This window comes from Tenacibaculum sp. Bg11-29 (assembly GCF_002836595.1).
Classification (GTDB): domain Bacteria; phylum Bacteroidota; class Bacteroidia; order Flavobacteriales; family Flavobacteriaceae; genus Polaribacter.
Genome location: NZ_PJBB01000003.1, coordinates 3,735,462 through 3,752,882, shown reverse-complemented (window position 1 = coordinate 3,752,882; position 17,421 = coordinate 3,735,462). Strand labels below are relative to the sequence as shown.

Sequence of the window (17,421 nt, the reverse complement as noted above, 5' to 3'; positions counted from 1 at the left end):
TTAGCGTTATTATTAGTTTCTTGTTAAAAAACGTTTAAATATAGTAAAAACAAAAAACATCAAGAATATTTATTCTTGATGTTTTAATATTAGTTAACCTCCAACGCGTTTTACATTAAAGCCTTTGTCTTTTAAAAGTTGCATTATTTTATCACGATAATCTCCCTGAATAATTATTTTATCGTCTTTAAAACTACCACCAACACTTAATTTTGTTTTAATTTCTTTAGCTAGTTTCTTGAAATCTTGAGTAGCGCCTGTGTAACCATCTAAAATTGTAATTGGTTTTCCTTTGCGTTTTTCATACTTGCAAAGTATAGGGGCGTCTTGTAACCAAATATCAGTTTTCTGCTCTTGCTTAATTTCAGTCTCTTTATGATCTGGAAATAAGTTTTTTAATTGGTCTTTTAAGTCCATAATATTATTTTTTCAATCCTAACTCACGTAAGCGTTCATCTAAAAATTCACCTGCTGTAATATCTTCAAATTGTTTAGGATTGTTTTCGTTAATACAGTTCTCTAAAACATCCAACTTCATATCAGAAACAGGGTGCATAAAAAAGGGAATAGAATAACGAGATGTTCCCCAAGATTCTTTTGGAGGATTTGTTACTCTATGTATGGTTGATTTTAATTTATTGTTACTATGGCGTGATAGCATATCTCCAACATTAATCATTAATTCATCAGGTTGCGCAATAGCATCAATCCAATCTCCTTTATGATTTTGAACTTGTAATCCTTTTCCTTGAGCTCCCATTAATAAGGTAATTAAATTAATGTCTCCATGGGCAGCTGCTCTTTCAGCTCCTTTTGGTTCTGTTTTTATAGGAGGGTAGTGTATTGGACGTAATATACTATTTCCGTCTTTAATATAGTTATCAAAATAAACTTCTTCCAAGTCTAGGTGTAATGCTAAAGAACGTAAAACGTATTTAGCTGTCTTCTCTAGCATTTGGTAGGTTTGTTTACCAACTTCGTTAAACTTAGCAAGTTCTTCAACATTTACATTGTCTGGATATTCACTTGCGTATTTAGAGGCAGCATCTACATACTGACCAAAATGCCAAAATTCTTTTAAATCACCTTCTTTTTTCCCTTTAGCACTTTCTTTACCAAAAGAAACATAGCCTCTTTGACCACCAATACCAGGAATTTCATATTTCTCTTTTATGTTAGTAGGTAAGTCAAAAAAGTTTTTAATTTCAGTATATAAATTATCAACTAGTTTATCGTCTAAAAAATGACCTTTTAAAGCTACGAATCCTATATTCTCATAAGCGTCACCAATTTCATTGATGAATTTTTGTTTTCTGGTTTTATCGTCTGATAAAAAGTCTGCTAAATTTACGCTTGGAATTTTATTCATTGTTAATAAGTTTAATTATTTAAAGTGTAAAGTTAGTGAAATCAACGATAGGCTTTAAAATTACTTATTAACAAAAGGGATTAGATAAGATATTGTATAATTAAAACCAAAACCAGTATTACTTTCAAAAATACGATTGAAACCAGGGGCATATAGTGTTTTAAAGTTCTTTTGATCATCTAAACTTAACATTATTTTATAAGAAAATCCACCACTTAAAAAGAGGTTTTTTAAAACTTCTACTTTTATACCTAATTGAATTTCAGTCCAATGAGCTGTTAATCCTGTTTCAGTTAAAGGAGTTGTTATTGTGTTAGTAGGAAAGTATGGTAGTGTTTCTTCTACTCCAGAAGTAACATTAGGGGTGTAACTATTTAAAGTATGATCAAAAATGGCAAACCCATAGCGCATACCTACATAAATTTCGTTATTCATGTCTAACCAATTTTTATAGGCGTTAAAGTTAGCTCCTAATCTAATAAAGCTTCCTTTTGATGTTGAGGTTGTAAAATCTTCAAAAGTTTTTTCTTCTTCGTACCCTAATTCTGTAGCGATATACCATTTTTTAGAAATACGATAATCAGCAACCAATTCTAATCCACTATAACTCTTGTCTACAATTGATAAGACAGGTCTGCTAATATCTACACCTAAACGTAAACCGTAACCTGTTTTGTAGGTTATGGTGTCTTTTTTAGTTTTTGATAGTTTTTGTTTCTGAGAAAAACCATTTGCACCAACAAATAGCAAACAGATACTAATAATATACTTGTACATGCGCTTTTGTTTGATCGTTAATATTTGTAATTGTTGAAGTAGATAAATTATCAATCCAACTAGTATGTGTTAAATTAATATCTTTAAAGACTATTCTATAACCACAAGAACGAGAAACATAGTCGTCTTCAGAGTTGTGTTTTATGGTTAAGGTTGCTATTTTATTGTTTACAGCTATGTTATCTACATCATTCATTTTTAAAGTGTAAATAGTCTCATTTGCTAACGAATTTAAAGGTATTGCAATACTATCTGTAGTTATACTTTTAAAAAGACTATCTGTTTTACCTTGTGCAATCATAGAAAAACGCTGTGCTTTCTTTTTTAAAGAGGTATCATCTTTATCATAAAAACTTAAGATTAATCTTGGTGTAACAGGATTTTGAACACAGAAATCGTCTTTCTCACAAGAGGATAATCCTACAAAACAAATAAATAATAAAAGGATATTTTTTTTCATTAAAGCTTATTTTTCAAATAAAACAACAGTTTCTATATGTGCTGTATGCGGAAACTGGTCTACTAAACTAATCTTTTTTAATTTATAACCACTGTTAATTAACTCTTCGGTATCACGGGCTTGTGTTGCTGGGTTACAAGATACGTAAACCATTCTATCAGCATTCAATCGGATGATTTTGCGTAATGTTTTTGGGGCAATACCAGCACGAGCAGGGTCTAAAATAATTGTTTTTATTTTATTCTGATATTGTGGGTGTTCTAATAAAAACTTACCAACATCAGCGGCATAAAACTGCAAGCCTTCAATATTGTTTCGTTTAGCATTTTCTTTAGCATCTTCAATAGCAGAAGCTACAATATCTACTCCAACTATTTTAGCATTGTCGCTTCGTGAAGCTAAAATTTGTCCTATAGTCCCTGTTCCACAGAATAAATCCATAACAACAGTATTGTCAACAGCTTCTTTGTTTTCTAAAGCATAATCAACAACTTTTGTGTATAGTTTTTCGGCAGATTTAGGGTTTGTTTGAAAAAAGCTTTTCATGCTTATTTCAAAGTTTAAGCCTAATAGTTCTTCTACAATTTTATCTTTTCCAGTAACAAGTTCAATACTTCCTGAGGTTGCTATGGTTCTGTCTCCAATTTCGTCGTTTATGGTATGAAGTAAACCAGCTAAGCGTTCTCCAAAAAGATCTTTTAATAATTTAGCAAAAGCTTGCATATCAAAATTCGGCAAATCATACGATGTCGTTACTAAATTAAATAATAACTCATTTGTTTTATAAGATTTACGAACTACAAAATATCTAAAAAAACCTTCTTTTCTAGGGCCATGCCAAGGTGCTAAACCAGTTTTTTCACAATATTCACGTATTACCTTTAGGTTATCTTCAACTTGTGTGTCAAATAAACCAGAATCTTTATTTAGGTTATCACCCATCCACCAAGTTCCACGACGTTTAAACCCTAAGGTAAAAAAATCGGCATCTGTTTTGTTCTCTCTATCATAACCAATCGCAGAAAAACCGTATTCCATTTTATTTCTGTAGTGAAATACGTTGGGAGAAGTTATAAATTCATCAAATAAATCATCAATATTTTCAACTTTCCCTATTCTTTTGAATAAAGAGAGTGTACTTTCTTTTTTGTATTTATGTTGTAGTTCAATTGGTAACTGAATGTAAGGAGCTCCAGGAATGTCTTGAAATGGAACTTCAACTTCATCTTCAGATGGTTCTAAAACATCAATTAATTTAGCTTCAGCATATTTCTTACTTGATTTGCTAATTTGTGCTTTTACCAATTGGCCTGGTAGTGTATTAGGAACAAAAACAACAAAGCTACCTTCTTCAGATTTTATTCTTGCTATTCCTTTTCCTCCAAAAGCGTAATCCTCAATTTTTAATTCTAAAACTTGATTCTTCTTTACAAATTTATTTCGTTCTCTACGTGGCATTTTCTGTTATTTATAGATATGCAAAATTATGAAAAGTTATGGTTTGATAACACAAAAAAGGCTACTCATTTGAGTAGCCTTTTTTATAAAAGATAGGATTGTTTATTGTCCTGCTTCTTTTTTAGCTTCATTAATCATTTGTTGATTTGCAATAATAGCAAACTCTACACGTCTGTTTTTACTTCTACCTTCAGTAGTTTCGTTAGAAGCGATAGGGTTTGTTATACCTAATCCTTTTGTTTTAAAACGACTTATACTTAAACCTTTACTTGTTAAATATTTTTTTACTGAATTTGCTCTTTTTTCAGAAAGAGTTTGATTGTATGCAACTTTACCTTTGCTATCAGTAAAACCATAAATAGCAATATCTGTATTATCGTAACTTTTAAAAACAGGTAGTAACTTGTTTAAGTTTGCTTTAGCTGCAGCACTTAATGTTGATTTATTAGTGTTAAATCTAACAGCGTTCTCACCTAAAGTTAGTTTAATACCTTCACCAACTCTCTCTACTTCGGCACCAGGTAAAGCTTCTTTAATTTCACGAGCCTGTTTATCCATTTTGTTACCAATAACACCACCTGCTACACCACCAATAACACCACCTAGTATTGCTCCTAATTCAGAATTTTTACCACTTCCTACATTGTTTCCAATTACGGCACCTAAAATAGCCCCTGCTGTAGTACCTATTACGGCTCCTTTTTGAGTATTGTTAGCGTTTTTAATAGAACTACAAGAAATAAAAATACTGCTTGCTAAAAATAAAATTGCTAAACTATATATTATTGTTTTTTTCATTATTACTTTTTTTATAATTATTTTCTTTGAAATGTATATGTTATATTTTTTGTTTGTCCTGCTACATTTATTTTATCAACCAAATTGAAACTTGTTGCAGTTACCTTATTTATATTTAAAACAAAACCATTGTTTACGTTTTTAGCTTTATGATTGTTAATGATTTTTAATACAAATTCTCCGTTTTTATTAATGTACCAAGTTATTGGAGAGCTAAATTCTTTACAACTAGTATCTGCTGTATTTAAACTCATTTTACCTTTATTATTATTAGAAATAAAACTCCAGTCACTACCAATAAAGCATTTAGAATCTCCTAAATTAAAAGAGTTCACTTTTAGATAATCAGAGCCAGGGAAATTTACAGCGGTAATTGTCCAGTTTCCTTTAAGCATTTTTTCGGTTTTGTTATCTAATTTTGTGTTAACTACAGAAGTAGATTTACATCCAACAAGTGTAGCTAAAAAGATGATAAAAAATAAAGTCTTTTTCATGATTTAATAAGTTAGTTATTTATAAAGATGTTGAACTCTTAAATGGTTCAATTTTTTGACACATAAAGTGTTTTTAAGTCACTCTATATTTAATGTTAATTTATAATGTTTTTTTAATTAATTGATAAGTACGTGTTTATACTGTAATATTTTTTTTTAGAATAAAAACAACTTGTAACTGGTTATTAAAACAGTCTATTATAAATTTTTTATATTATAGAATTGTTCTCTCTAAATTGAGAACGTAAAATTAATTAAAAAAATAGAGATAGGTTACTAAAAGAAACATTATCTGAAGAGAAAATAAAGTTTCATAAATAACATATTTTTGAAACAATTGATGGGGTATTTAATAGTAAAAAATATAAGAATTATGATCTTGATGAATAAAAACGCTTTATTAAGAGAAATTAAAGGATTAGCGTTACAAGTTTCTTCATTGTTGGCAAAAATCTCAGATTAAGATATCAAAAGACAGGTAATATTTAGTAAATTGCAGCACTTTTTAGGGATGATTTCTTTCCCACGCTGAATTTTCGGAGCTTTTCGAAAGGATAAAGGTAGAAGAGGAATAGTTTTTTATTAATTAAAAATTATTTTAGAATGGCTGTTTTAGACCAATTAACTTCGCAACAAGCGATTGAATTAGAGAATAAGTATGGAGCACACAATTATCATCCGTTACCAGTAGTATTAAGTAAAGGTGAAGGTGTATATGTATGGGATGTAGAAGGTAAGAAGTATTATGATTTTTTATCAGCTTATTCTGCGGTAAATCAAGGGCATTGCCATCCGAAGATTGTTGCTGCGATGGTAAATCAAGCACAAACGTTAACTTTAACTTCTCGTGCATTTTATAATGACATGTTAGGGAAGTATGAAAAATTTGCTACTGAACTTTTTGGTTTCGATAAATTATTACCAATGAATACTGGTGCAGAAGCGGTAGAAACTGCTTTGAAATTGTGTAGAAAATGGGCTTATGAGGTAAAGGGGATTAATGAGAATAATGCACAGATTGTGGTTTGTGAAAATAACTTTCATGGTCGTACTACAACAATTATTTCGTTTTCAAATGATCCTGTAGCTCGTAAGAATTTTGGACCGTTTACAAACGGATTTATCAAAATAGAATATAATAACTTAAAAGCTTTAGAAGAAGTTTTAGAGAGTGATAAAAATATTGCTGGTTTCTTAGTAGAACCAATTCAAGGAGAGGCTGGAGTATATGTTCCTTCTGAAGGATATTTAGCAGCAGCAAAAGCATTATGTGCAAAACATAATGTATTATTTATTGCTGATGAAGTTCAAACTGGAATTGCACGTACAGGTAAAATGTTAGCAATTGATCATGAAAATGTAAAGGCTGATATTTTAATTTTAGGAAAAGCTATTTCTGGTGGAGCATACCCTGTTTCAGCTGTATTAGCAGATGATAACGTAATGAATGTTATTAAGCCAGGGAATCACGGTTCTACTTTTGGAGGTAACCCTATTGCTGCGGCAGTAGCAACGGCTGCTTTAGAAGTTATACAAGAAGAAGGTTTGGCAGATAATGCTGAGCGTTTAGGGCAAATTTTTAGAGCTGAATTAGCTGAGTTCGCAAAAGAAAGTGAATTAGTTTTATCTGTTAGAGGTAAAGGTTTATTAAACGCTGTTTTAATAAACGATACTGAAGAGAGTTCTACTGCATGGGATATTTGTATGAAGTTACGTGATAACGGATTATTAGCAAAACCAACACATGGAAATATTATTCGCTTTGCACCACCTTTAGTTATGACAGAGGAGCAATTAATGGATTGTATTTCGATTATTAAGAAAACAATTTCTGAGTTTAAGAAATAAAGATATTATCTTAGATAAAAAAAGCGACTTATAAAGTCGCTTTTTTTTTGCTTATTTTAAACTTATATAATAAAACGTTATTTTTCTTTTGTTCTTAGTTTTATAGGACTTGTAACATAAAAACAAGACTTTAAGCCATTTTTTTTAGATATAATAGGCTAATAGGTGAAATTTACATGACATCTAACCAAAATATATCTTAAAATGATGAGAAATATACTATTAATAATCATTTCGTTGTTTATGATTTTTTCTTGTAAAAATCATAAACAAAATAATCAATACCTTATTAAGAATAAAAGCTCTGCTTCAGAGGTTATAAAGAAAAATGATTTTAAACTTACTGCTAAAGAAGAGAATAAACTTATTAATGATATTGTTAAATCGATAAATTTAAAAGATAGCTCGGTACCAAAAGGACCAAAATCTGATGCGTCGAAATTGGAGTTATACAAGTTAGCATGGGAGCAATTTATAGCATTAAATTGGCCAGTAGCTAATACAAACACCTCAGGAAATAGAGCTAAACCAAATGCTAGTTCTGATTCTACTTTTTTAAGTGTTACACCTAATAAATTACCAACTACTGTATGGAGTACTTATGCAAGTAAAGCAGAGGTTTTTAATCATCAATCGAGTAATTTACCAGCTTGGAATCTGTTAAAAAAACCAGTGTATCAGTATACTTATCAGCCTTCATCTCTAAAGGAGTCTGATGAGTTTAACCTTTTTAATAATTTAGATGAAAATAATGAAATTGGCGAAGCTGTAGTTTTTGGAGGTGCTGGTAAAGGAAATATTTCAGGAGGAGATCAAATATTATATGAGGCTAAAATTAACGAAACAGAGTATTCTTATTTAAGAGCTTATAATCTTCAGAATGCAGATACAGCATCAAATTGGGCAAAAAACACAGTTAAAAAACTAAATGCTTTTGGAGGGACATGTTTGAGTGAAGAAGCTGCAAAACAAGAAGTGATTTGTTTTCCTTGTGCTGATGAAAATAATGAAGGAGCTATTGAAATAAAAGCTGCTTGGAGAAAGTTAAACGATAGCGATAAAAAAGAAAGATATTATATTCAGAAAGTATTAGTTTATAAAAAGGTAGGAGATAAGGTAAAGTATACAAATCAAGATTATGGTTTGGTAGGTTTACATATAATTAGAAAAACAAAAAACTTCCCTACATTTATTTTTACCACTTTTAATCATGTAGATAATTTAGATTCTGGAATTTATTATAATAATAGTATTGCTTTAGAAGAGGCTAAAGGGCCATATTATCAGTATTATAAAAATAAGACTGAAAACGGTAAGACAAAACAAGTTCCAGATTTAACTTATGATACAAACAACCAGTATATTAAAACTGGTAATATTGCAGTAAAAACTCAAGAAGAGATTCATAAAATACCATCAGGTTTAGAACTTTTTAATACAGCGATTCAAAAACAAATAAAAAAACAATCTAAAAATAATAATTCTGTATGGCAATATTACGAGTTATTAGGTGTGCAAGCTGTACCTGTGGATCTTAAAGATGCTGATTCTGATGATTCTTATTATTTAGCTAATAATGTGATTGAAACGGATTATACTTTAAGAAGATTTACTGGGGCTTTTGCTAATAAAACGGGTATTCTGTTACATTTTTCTAATGTAAATAAAAAAGGAAAAAAAGTATCTATGGGTGGCTGTATGGGGTGTCATGGTAATGCACAAGCTGGAGGAAATGATTTTAGCTTCTTGTTAGGAGACGGTCCTATTAAAATGCCTGATACATTAGGTGTTCCTCCTGATGTTAAAGCAATCAAGAAAATACTTAAAATGAATTAAAAAGTTTTTTAATTCTTATCAAGAAGATAATAGTAAACTTAAATAATGAATTTTAGGTTTACTATATAATTATCCATTAAATAAACTCGATTATAATGAAGCTTTTACATATAAATATTATTTTATTTTTACTGACTTCTTTAAATTTATTATGTCAAGATAAAAGTACTGCTTATGTAAACTTTAATCTTGATAAATCAACAATTAAACCTCAAAAAAAACACAAAAATCAAGGAATAACATTGTTAGGTTGTAATACTGTTGTAACTAATAATGAAATTAAATATTGGAAAAATGCACCAGAAGGATTAAAATGGAATACAAGAAATCAAGTTTTTTCAAAAATCCCTTATGGTTATCATAATGATAAACAAACAAATAAATCATATTTTGTTTCAAAGTATTATATAGCTTCACCTCCTGTTTTTCATAGAGATAAACAAGGTAAACCTAAAAAAAATACTAAATACGATATTGGAATAGTTACACCACATGAATTTGTTTTTAAAGGAGATAAACCAGTACAACAAGTCCTTTTAGACTATAATATTTTAAAGTTGGTAAAAATAAAATATATACCAATTAAATTCGACAAATCTTTTGAAGGGCAAAAAATAAGTATTATACCTTTTAATGTTGATTCCAAAGATTTTCCAAGGTTAGATAAAAAGTTGTATAAAAATGCTAAAGGAGCTTCAGGTATAGGTTTTTTAGATATGAATTCTAAGATGCCAAAACAGTTTTTTTTACCTTATTATAATTTCGAATCAACAACAAATCAACAGAATAAAATATTAAATTTTGATTTAACTATTTTAAACGATATTATTTTAAATCATAATATTTATTTTAAGATAAAAGGTGAAAAGCATTATACTATAAACCTCAAAGATTTTTACAATAAGCATAAAAAAGATAAGAATTTAGAAATTACACTTTACTGTGAACCTAAAACAGAATTACCTTGTGGGTGTGTAAAGCCTGATAAAGTAAAGGAAATAGTGACGTAAATTATTTAACCATTTCGTGTACGTTTAAATGCTTTTTTAAGATACCAGAAGGTGTGTTTTTTGTTTCATCAAAAATTCGAGTGTCTCCAAATAAAATAAAGCTTTCTTTAGCTCTAGATACGGCAACGTTTAACATGTTTGGTTTGTTGTCTTTTTCAAAAAACATGGTTCCTTCGTCTTCATTAGAATATACTGAGCTGAATAGTATAATGCTTCGTTCTGCGCCTTGTAATGCGTGTACGGTTCCTAGTTTTATATTGTTTACTTTGTAACCTGCATCGGTTAAGGCTTTTGCTAATTCTCCTTTTTGACTTGCAAAAGGGGTGATAATACCTAAAATACTTTCAATATTTTCAACATTATAGGCTTCTTGTATTTTTTCTTTATTTTGTTGTAGCCAGGTTATAATGGCTTTTACTTCGCTTATATTGCAACGGCTGTTGTATTTACGTTCGCTAACTCCTTCTATATGGTATGCCATCATTGACGGAAATGGTTGTGAGTCTTTAGCTTTTCCTTTCATTGGTTTTAATATACCATTGTACGCTAGTTCGTTACAAAAGTTAATGATTTCATCGTTACATCTTCTGTGTTCTAATAATACTAAGCCTTGTTCTTTTTGAGAAGCTAAAGGAGTTTCAAATTCACAAGCGTTTTGTGCCATCCTCATAATACTTCCGCTTGAGGCTAAGAATCCTAAGTTTTTTAAATAATTTTCATCGTCTTCGTTATTTAGCATGTTAAGACTAGTTAAATTACCTGTGTCTATTTTTGAAGGTATTGACCAAATTGGTTCAATTTGTTTTAAATCTCCTACAACAAAGGCTTTTTGGGCTAAAGAAAATACGGGAATACTAACTTCTGGAGTTACTTGACCTGCTTCATCAATAATTAAAAGGTCTAAGAAGTTGTATAGCGGTAAGTACTCGAAAATTCCTTTTCCGTTGTCGTCTTCTCCTTGAAATTGACTGTATAAAAAATGACTTGGTGCCATGTAAAATGTAGCAACAAAACATGGTGTTAGCATTGCTCTACGTTTCCACTTGTTTTTAACGGCATTTTCTCCAGTACCTTTTTCGGTATTGTTTTCTAACATGTCGTTTGTGGCTAGTAACCATCTCGCTTCCCAATAATGAACTGCAAGTAGAAAGGCTTTATGACGTAGTTCCATATCTAACTCATCATAAAAAAATCGTTGCGAATTATCGTTAGAATTCATTTTTTCGTACTCATTATTCCACATTTGTTCTTCTGATACAAAGGGGAATCCTTTAATATTGTTTTCTGCTTTCCAGTTTTTTAAACGTAAGTTAGCTTGTAATGCTAAATTTAAGTAGGTAAGGCATTCTTTTATAAACGCTATTGTTTTTTCGTTACTTGCAATGGTGTCTTCTGTAACTTTAAAAATACGATCGGCATTGTTGCTAGTTGTATCGGTATCAACTTTAAAATATTGTTTTACTTTTTCTATAAAGTCAGTTTGTTTTACTGCCGATTTAAGGTCAGTAATTATAGTTCTCCATTCTTTAAGTGTCCCAATTCTAAAGGCGTCTTTTTTTACAAAATTACTTTCATCTAAAAGTATATTATTTATGTAATTTATAGAGTTTATGTAGTCGGTAGAAAACTCAACACCATCTATTAAGGTGTTTTCTATAATTATAATTTCTTCTTGTAAATGATCACAAACATCTTCTAATGAGTTTGTTTCTGTATTGTAGTAATTACAGAAGTTTGTTAAGAAATAATATTCAGCTTCGTCTATATAGTCTTCATTTTCTAAGTCGCACAACGTCCCTTCATTACCAAATAGGTTTCCTTTTAAAAAGTTAATATTTTTTAAGGCTTTTATACTTTTAGAGTTCGAAGGTAGGTAAGTTGCGTAACCGTTAAAGTCAGGAATCCATCTGCTAGATAAGTCCACCATCGTACTTTCAGAATTGATAAAACTATCAATAATATTAGTAACTGCTTGGTTGTTGTTAGAACATGCTAAAATTATTGGTGCATCTTCTCCTCTTATTGCTGCTTTTACAAATTCGGTAGCTACTAAACTTTGTAATAGTGTTGTTTTTCCTGTTCCTGGAGGGCCATTAACCGCTGTAACGGCATTTTCTTCTGCTGTTAAATAAGAGAGTAGTGTTTTTCGTTGACTGATAGATAACGGAAATTCGTTAGACATTTGCCCTAAATGCAAGTGGTTGTAATTTAAAAAACCTGCATCGGTAATTGCTTCTATTCTGTTTTTAGAAAGTGGATTTATTATTTTAGACAGTATAGGTAGTTCTTCTTCGTTTTTTAATAAGTTTTCGTATAAAAATAGAATGCTTTTTGCAGTAGAAATTTTTGAACTTATAGCAAAATAAGTAAGTTGATACTGTGTTGTGTAATTTTCTACTTGATACTGTTGTAGGTTGCTATTGGTGATTTCTGAAAATATTTCGTTTATATAATCCCAGTATTCATCCCATGGTACTGATTCATCTTCATATTCGGCTTCAGGTGCTTCAAGATCTTTGGCATCTAAAATAGTATCAATAGCAGAAAAAATAAAATCGTTTTTAACATCGGCAACAGGGGTTAGGTAGTTACGAACGATTAAAGGAAATAATTCTTTAGGGGCTGATAATTGACCATCACGATTAACAACTGCAATAACCCAAAAAGGGTGAATAGGGCGTTGTTTAGATTTTGGGTTGTCTGTTTTATAATCTAAATGAAAAGGAGAAATAAGTATTTTTGTTTCTTCTACTTTATGCCAGTTATTACTGTCTTTTTTTATTCCTTTTAATCTATTAATTCTTCGTTCTTCAACGTCTAATAGTTCGTTTGCTTGTTTTGAACCGATAAGCGCATTGCTTAAATCTGACGTGTTTTGATGAAATAAGTTTTTTATTTTAGAAATATCAATCGCTAAGTTTTCACTATCAGATAAACTATTTTTATAATATTGTAACCAATTTTTTTCGTTTTTCATAGGTATGAAGAAGTACTTGTTTTATAGATTTTGTGATAAAAAAAGATGGCGAAAATAATATATTATTAGGGGCTAAATTTAGTTTTATGTGTATTTTTATTAACGAAATGAACATCTTTTTTAACATATTCGTTTTTAGTGAAATAACGAAGTGGTTTTTATAAATGATAAAAATAATTATTGTAGCTGTATTAACTTTAATAAACTTGTTTTTTATGTTGATGCATTTCAGTATATTGAAATTTGAAAATAGTAACAAAAATTATGTATAACCTACCTGTGTTATCAGGATGTAAATTCTGGAGATAAACAAGTTAGTGGCTATTAAAAAGAATAAAAGAGTGAATAAAAAAATTAATTGGGGAATTATAGGTTTAGGAAATATAGCGAACAAATTCGCAGAAGATTTAATGCTTTCAAGTGATTCGATATTATATGGAGTTGCCTCTAGAGAAATAAATAAAGCTAAAAAATTTAGTAGTAAATTCAACTCAATTAAATACTATGATTCTTATGAAGAGTTGGCTAAGGTTTCTGAAATAGATATTATATATGTTGCTACACCTCATGTTTTTCATTTTGAAAATGTAATGATGTGCTTAAGAAATAATAAAGCAGTTCTATGTGAGAAACCAATGGGGTTGAATTCTCAAGAAGTTAACATTATGATTGAAGAAGCTAAATCTCGGAAATTATTTTTAATGGAAGCCCTTTGGACAAGATTTATTCCTGGAACAGAAAAATTAATTGAAATTCTTAAAAAAAAATTAATTGGAGATATTTTATTAATTCGTGCAGATTTTGGATACAAAGGTGATTTAAATTTAAACAGTAGAGTATATGATAAAAAACTTGGAGGAGGTTCTTTGTTAGATGTAGGTATTTACCCTATATATTTAAGCCTTTTATCACTAGGGCTCCCTACAGATATAAAAGTTATAGCTTCTATGACGGAAACTAATGTGGATAGTAATTGCTCAATGTTGTTTAATTACAAAAGTGGAGCTAAAGCTAATCTTGAATCAAGCATTGAAAGAGAAACACCAACAGAAGCATATATTTACGGTAGTGAAGGTGTGTTAAAAATACACAGCCGATTTCATCATACTGAGAAAATCACAATTTCAAGAAATGGAAAAAATGAAATATTAGATATTAACTATAGAGGAAATGGTTATATATATGAAATAGAAGAAGTAACTAAATGTCTCATAAATGAAGAAGTGGAAAGCTCTAAATTACCTTTTACAACAAGTTTAGATTTAATTTATTTAATAGATAAAGTTAAAGAAGAAATAGGCCTAAAATATGACTCTAAAAACAACATTTAACAAAGAAATGAGGTAAAAAAACAGATTTACCATTAATTTCACGTAATATTATAAGAAGCTCAAAATAGTGTTATTCACTATTTTGAGCTTCTGTTTTTTTTGTAAAAAACGCTACAGGAAACTCTGTAAATTATATGTTATAAGAAATTTACCTATGACTAATTCTTTATTGCTATTATTCGACTAAATTTGAGATATAAAAATAAATATGACGATCTAAAAGTATTTAAATATAAAACTCAAAAAAGTAAAAAACTCAATTAATTGAAAGTAAGTGAAAAAATAAGAAAACTTTACAAACCCATTCAACCAACAATTCAACAGTCGGATAAAGATGTAACGTATCAAGAAATTATTCCAAATAAACCACTCCAAGAATTCATTTATTGTTATTGGCAACTAAAAACAGAGAAGCCACTTTCCAATCAATTTAATTACAAGGTTGTTGCAGATGGTTGTATTGATATTTTTTTTGAACTTACGAATCCAAAAGAAAGTTTTGTAATGGGGTTTTGTAAAAATTACATGGAATTTCCGCTACAAAACACATTCAATTATATAGGTATTCGTTTTTTACCAACAATGTTTCCACAAATATTCAATTTTAATGCCTCTGAAATAAGTAATCGATTTGAAAATTTGAATGAAATTGAACCAGAAACAGCAGCGTTTATCGTAACGAAAATAAATGAAAGTCAAAGTTTAGAAGATATTGGCGTAATATTTAACGAGTATTTTCAACATAAAATTTCCAATACTAATTTTACAACTGATAAAAGATTATATACTGCAATTGAGATAATTCTTGAGAATTTTGGAGTTGTAAATATTAAAACGGATTTGAACACAGGCATTAGTTCAAGGCAACTTCAGCGATTATTTAAATATTATATTGGCGATACCGCAAAGACTTTTTGTAAAGTCGTTCAGTTCCAAAATTTTTTAAAATCAAAACCTTCAAATGAAAGTTTAAAAACAAATAAATTATTTTATGATATTGGTTATTACGACCAAGCTCATTTCATAAAAGATTTCAAAAATTTCTATGGCGTAACACCCTCAAAAGCATTCAAAAAATAATTATGTCCAATTTTTACAATACTTGATTCTAATTCTGTGATAGTTTTGGGTTATAAATTAATAACTTAAGAATATGAAAAAAACTATTACACTTTTAATTGCAGTATGCCTATCGGCAAGCGTATTATCACAATCAAGTATTAATAAAAAAAAAGATTTAAAAATGAAATTGAACGCAGGAATAACAACAGACAAAATAGCAGAAAGCAAAGAGTTTTATACTAAAGTTCTGAATTTTGGAGTAACATTTGAAAATGAATTTTATCTATTATTACATACGCCAGATAAGAATATGAATTTAGCATTTTTGTTACCAAATCATCCTTCACAACAAGCGTTGTTTCATGAACCTTTTAACGGTAAAGGAATGTTTTTGACAATAGAAGTTGATGACGTAGATAAAATTTATAATGAAATAAAGAAAATGGGAATTGAAATTAGAATTGACATTAGGAATGAGTCTTGGGGAGATAGACACTTTGCAATTCAAGACCCAAACGGAATAGGGATAGATGTCGTAAAATACACAGAACCGGTAACGAAATAAAAACATTTTAAAGCAAAACGTTAAATATAAAGTTAAAAACATGTAGGTTTAGATATATTAATATTCAAACCCAAAATATTGCTATTATTCTATTAAATTTGGAATGAAAAATTAAAAGCCGGCTTTTAAAATAAACTGATATTATTAGCCATTACAGTAGATAATAAAAAAAATGAAAATAGAAAGTTTATACACTTACCCGATCAAGTCAACTAAAGGAATACTATTGAATGAAGTTAACGTTAGAGAAATTGGTTTTGAAAATGATAGATATTTTGGAATAGCTAATTCTTTAAATGAAATTATTACAGCTCGTGAAAATCCAAAACTACTAAAATTAGAACCTGAGATTAATAATGAATATCTTAAAGTGGTTTATGAAAATAAGTCTGTAAATTTCCCTTTAGAGAGTAAGTTTAATGATCTTAAAACTTCGCTATTTAAAAAAGAAGTAAGTGTAAAGGTTATTGATAATGAAATAAACAATTGGCTTACAGAAATATTAAAGACTGAAAGTAAATTAGTAAAAATAAACTTAAAGAATCTTCGAGAAAAAAACAATACTAAAATATCTTTAAGTGATTCATGTCCTATTCATTTAATAACTAAAGAATCTGTTGAAGCTCTTAATGAAAAACTAGCAATACCAATAGAGATAAATCGTTTCAGAGCTAATATTATAATTTCTGGAGCTAAAGCTTTTGAAGAAAGAAATTGGAAAAAAATAATTATTGGAGAATGTGAATTTAAAGTTGTTTCTGACACAGTAAGATGTTCTTTAATTACTATAAACCCTGAGAATGGAAATAAGGATAAAAAACAAGAGCCATTAAGAACTTTAGCAAAAGAATTTAAATCTAATGGGAAAGTTAGTTTTGGAATTTACTTAGTTCCAACAAAAATAGGATTAATTAAAAAATCGGACTCTTTGATAATAAAAACAGAAGCTTAAGTGAAAATCAAATGTTAATTTAATTATTGAATAAACATAAGTAAGAAGTAGCAATAGATTTGATAAAAGCCAAAAAGATGAAAGAAGTTGATAAAATAGCATTTATTGAAATTAAGGACGGACAAATTTTAAGCACACGATCTAAAGGGAAATCAAAATACTATATTCCAGGAGGAAAAAGAGAATTAGGAGAAACCGATGAAGAAACGCTTATAAGAGAAATATTAGAGGAGTTAGATGTACATATTAAACAGGATACAATTAAATATGTAGGAACTTTCAAAGCTCAATCAGACGGCGAAAAAGAGGGGGTTTTAGTTAAAATGACTTGTTATAAAGCGGAATATGACGGGGCTTTAAAACCAAAAAGTGAAATTGAAGAAATAAAATGGCTGAATTATAAAGATTTAAATATTGTATCGGAAGTAGATAAAAAAATATTTAAGTTTTTTAAAGAAAATGACGAACTGAAATAGTAATTAAA

Annotated in this window: 16 protein-coding genes; 8 read left to right on the top strand and 8 right to left on the bottom strand. The window is 29.1% G+C overall.

The window, feature by feature from the left end:
• Positions 1 to 93: 93 nt before the first annotated feature.
• The 7 genes from CXF68_RS16970 to CXF68_RS16940 form a co-directional block, all read right to left on the bottom strand.
• Positions 94 to 417, bottom strand: coding sequence for a translation initiation factor (locus CXF68_RS16970; RefSeq protein ID WP_101046302.1), 324 nt, complete (start codon positions 415 to 417; stop codon positions 94 to 96).
• Between the two features lie 4 nt (positions 418 to 421).
• Positions 422 to 1,369, bottom strand: coding sequence for an isopenicillin N synthase family oxygenase (locus CXF68_RS16965; RefSeq protein ID WP_101046301.1), 948 nt, complete (start codon positions 1,367 to 1,369; stop codon positions 422 to 424).
• 60 nt (positions 1,370 to 1,429) lie between these two features.
• Positions 1,430 to 2,146: a DUF6048 family protein gene (locus tag CXF68_RS16960; RefSeq protein WP_101046300.1), complete on the bottom strand. Its 717-nt coding sequence runs from the start codon at positions 2,144 to 2,146 to the stop codon at positions 1,430 to 1,432.
• Positions 2,127 to 2,606 carry a DUF6452 family protein gene (locus tag CXF68_RS16955; protein ID WP_101046299.1) on the bottom strand — a complete coding sequence of 160 codons (480 nt, stop codon included), beginning with the start codon at positions 2,604 to 2,606 and terminating at the stop codon, positions 2,127 to 2,129. Before CXF68_RS16955 ends, CXF68_RS16960 begins: the two co-directional genes overlap by 20 nt.
• 6 nt (positions 2,607 to 2,612) lie before the next feature.
• On the bottom strand, positions 2,613 to 4,064 hold the full coding sequence (rlmD, locus tag CXF68_RS16950; RefSeq protein ID WP_101046298.1) for a 23S rRNA (uracil(1939)-C(5))-methyltransferase RlmD: 1,452 nt from the start codon (positions 4,062 to 4,064) through the stop codon (positions 2,613 to 2,615).
• Positions 4,065 to 4,166: 102 nt separating this feature from the next.
• A complete protein-coding gene (locus tag CXF68_RS16945; RefSeq protein ID WP_101046297.1) occupies positions 4,167 to 4,862 on the bottom strand; it encodes an OmpA family protein in 696 nt (231 codons plus the stop codon).
• 17 nt (positions 4,863 to 4,879) lie between these two features.
• A complete protein-coding gene (locus CXF68_RS16940) occupies positions 4,880 to 5,356 on the bottom strand; it encodes a lipocalin family protein (RefSeq protein WP_101046296.1) in 477 nt (158 codons plus the stop codon).
• Between the two features lie 603 nt (positions 5,357 to 5,959).
• On the opposite strand from CXF68_RS16940, the gene rocD reads away from it, so the two are divergent.
• From rocD to CXF68_RS16925, 3 genes are all read left to right on the top strand, one after another.
• Positions 5,960 to 7,204, top strand: coding sequence for an ornithine--oxo-acid transaminase (rocD, locus tag CXF68_RS16935; protein ID WP_101046295.1), 1,245 nt, complete (start codon positions 5,960 to 5,962; stop codon positions 7,202 to 7,204).
• A gap of 207 nt (positions 7,205 to 7,411) precedes the next feature.
• A complete protein-coding gene (locus CXF68_RS16930; protein ID WP_157821980.1) occupies positions 7,412 to 9,040 on the top strand; it encodes a hypothetical protein in 1,629 nt (542 codons plus the stop codon).
• Positions 9,041 to 9,135: 95 nt separating this feature from the next.
• Positions 9,136 to 10,050 (top strand): hypothetical protein, encoded by a 915-nt coding sequence (locus tag CXF68_RS16925; RefSeq protein ID WP_101046293.1) that lies wholly within the window; start codon positions 9,136 to 9,138, stop codon positions 10,048 to 10,050.
• Position 10,051: 1 nt separating this feature from the next.
• On the opposite strand, the gene CXF68_RS16920 is transcribed toward CXF68_RS16925, so the two are convergent.
• Positions 10,052 to 13,027 carry an ATP-binding protein gene (locus CXF68_RS16920; RefSeq protein ID WP_101046292.1) on the bottom strand — a complete coding sequence of 992 codons (2,976 nt, stop codon included), beginning with the start codon at positions 13,025 to 13,027 and terminating at the stop codon, positions 10,052 to 10,054.
• A 341-nt stretch (positions 13,028 to 13,368) separates the two neighbouring features.
• Between CXF68_RS16920 and CXF68_RS16915 the strand changes: the two genes are divergently transcribed.
• The 5 genes from CXF68_RS16915 to CXF68_RS16895 all read left to right on the top strand — a co-directional run bounded on the left by CXF68_RS16915 (position 13,369) and on the right by CXF68_RS16895 (position 17,413).
• Positions 13,369 to 14,358 (top strand): Gfo/Idh/MocA family protein, encoded by a 990-nt coding sequence (locus tag CXF68_RS16915; RefSeq protein ID WP_157821979.1) that lies wholly within the window; start codon positions 13,369 to 13,371, stop codon positions 14,356 to 14,358.
• Positions 14,359 to 14,622: 264 nt separating this feature from the next.
• Positions 14,623 to 15,438, top strand: coding sequence for a helix-turn-helix domain-containing protein (locus tag CXF68_RS16910; protein ID WP_101046290.1), 816 nt, complete (start codon positions 14,623 to 14,625; stop codon positions 15,436 to 15,438).
• A gap of 163 nt (positions 15,439 to 15,601) precedes the next feature.
• Positions 15,602 to 15,985 (top strand): VOC family protein, encoded by a 384-nt coding sequence (locus CXF68_RS16905; protein WP_101047575.1) that lies wholly within the window; start codon positions 15,602 to 15,604, stop codon positions 15,983 to 15,985.
• A gap of 172 nt (positions 15,986 to 16,157) precedes the next feature.
• A complete protein-coding gene (locus tag CXF68_RS16900) occupies positions 16,158 to 16,937 on the top strand; it encodes an MOSC domain-containing protein (protein WP_101046289.1) in 780 nt (259 codons plus the stop codon).
• 77 nt (positions 16,938 to 17,014) lie between these two features.
• Positions 17,015 to 17,413, top strand: coding sequence for an NUDIX domain-containing protein (locus tag CXF68_RS16895; RefSeq protein WP_101046288.1), 399 nt, complete (start codon positions 17,015 to 17,017; stop codon positions 17,411 to 17,413).
• Positions 17,414 to 17,421: the final 8 nt, after the last annotated feature.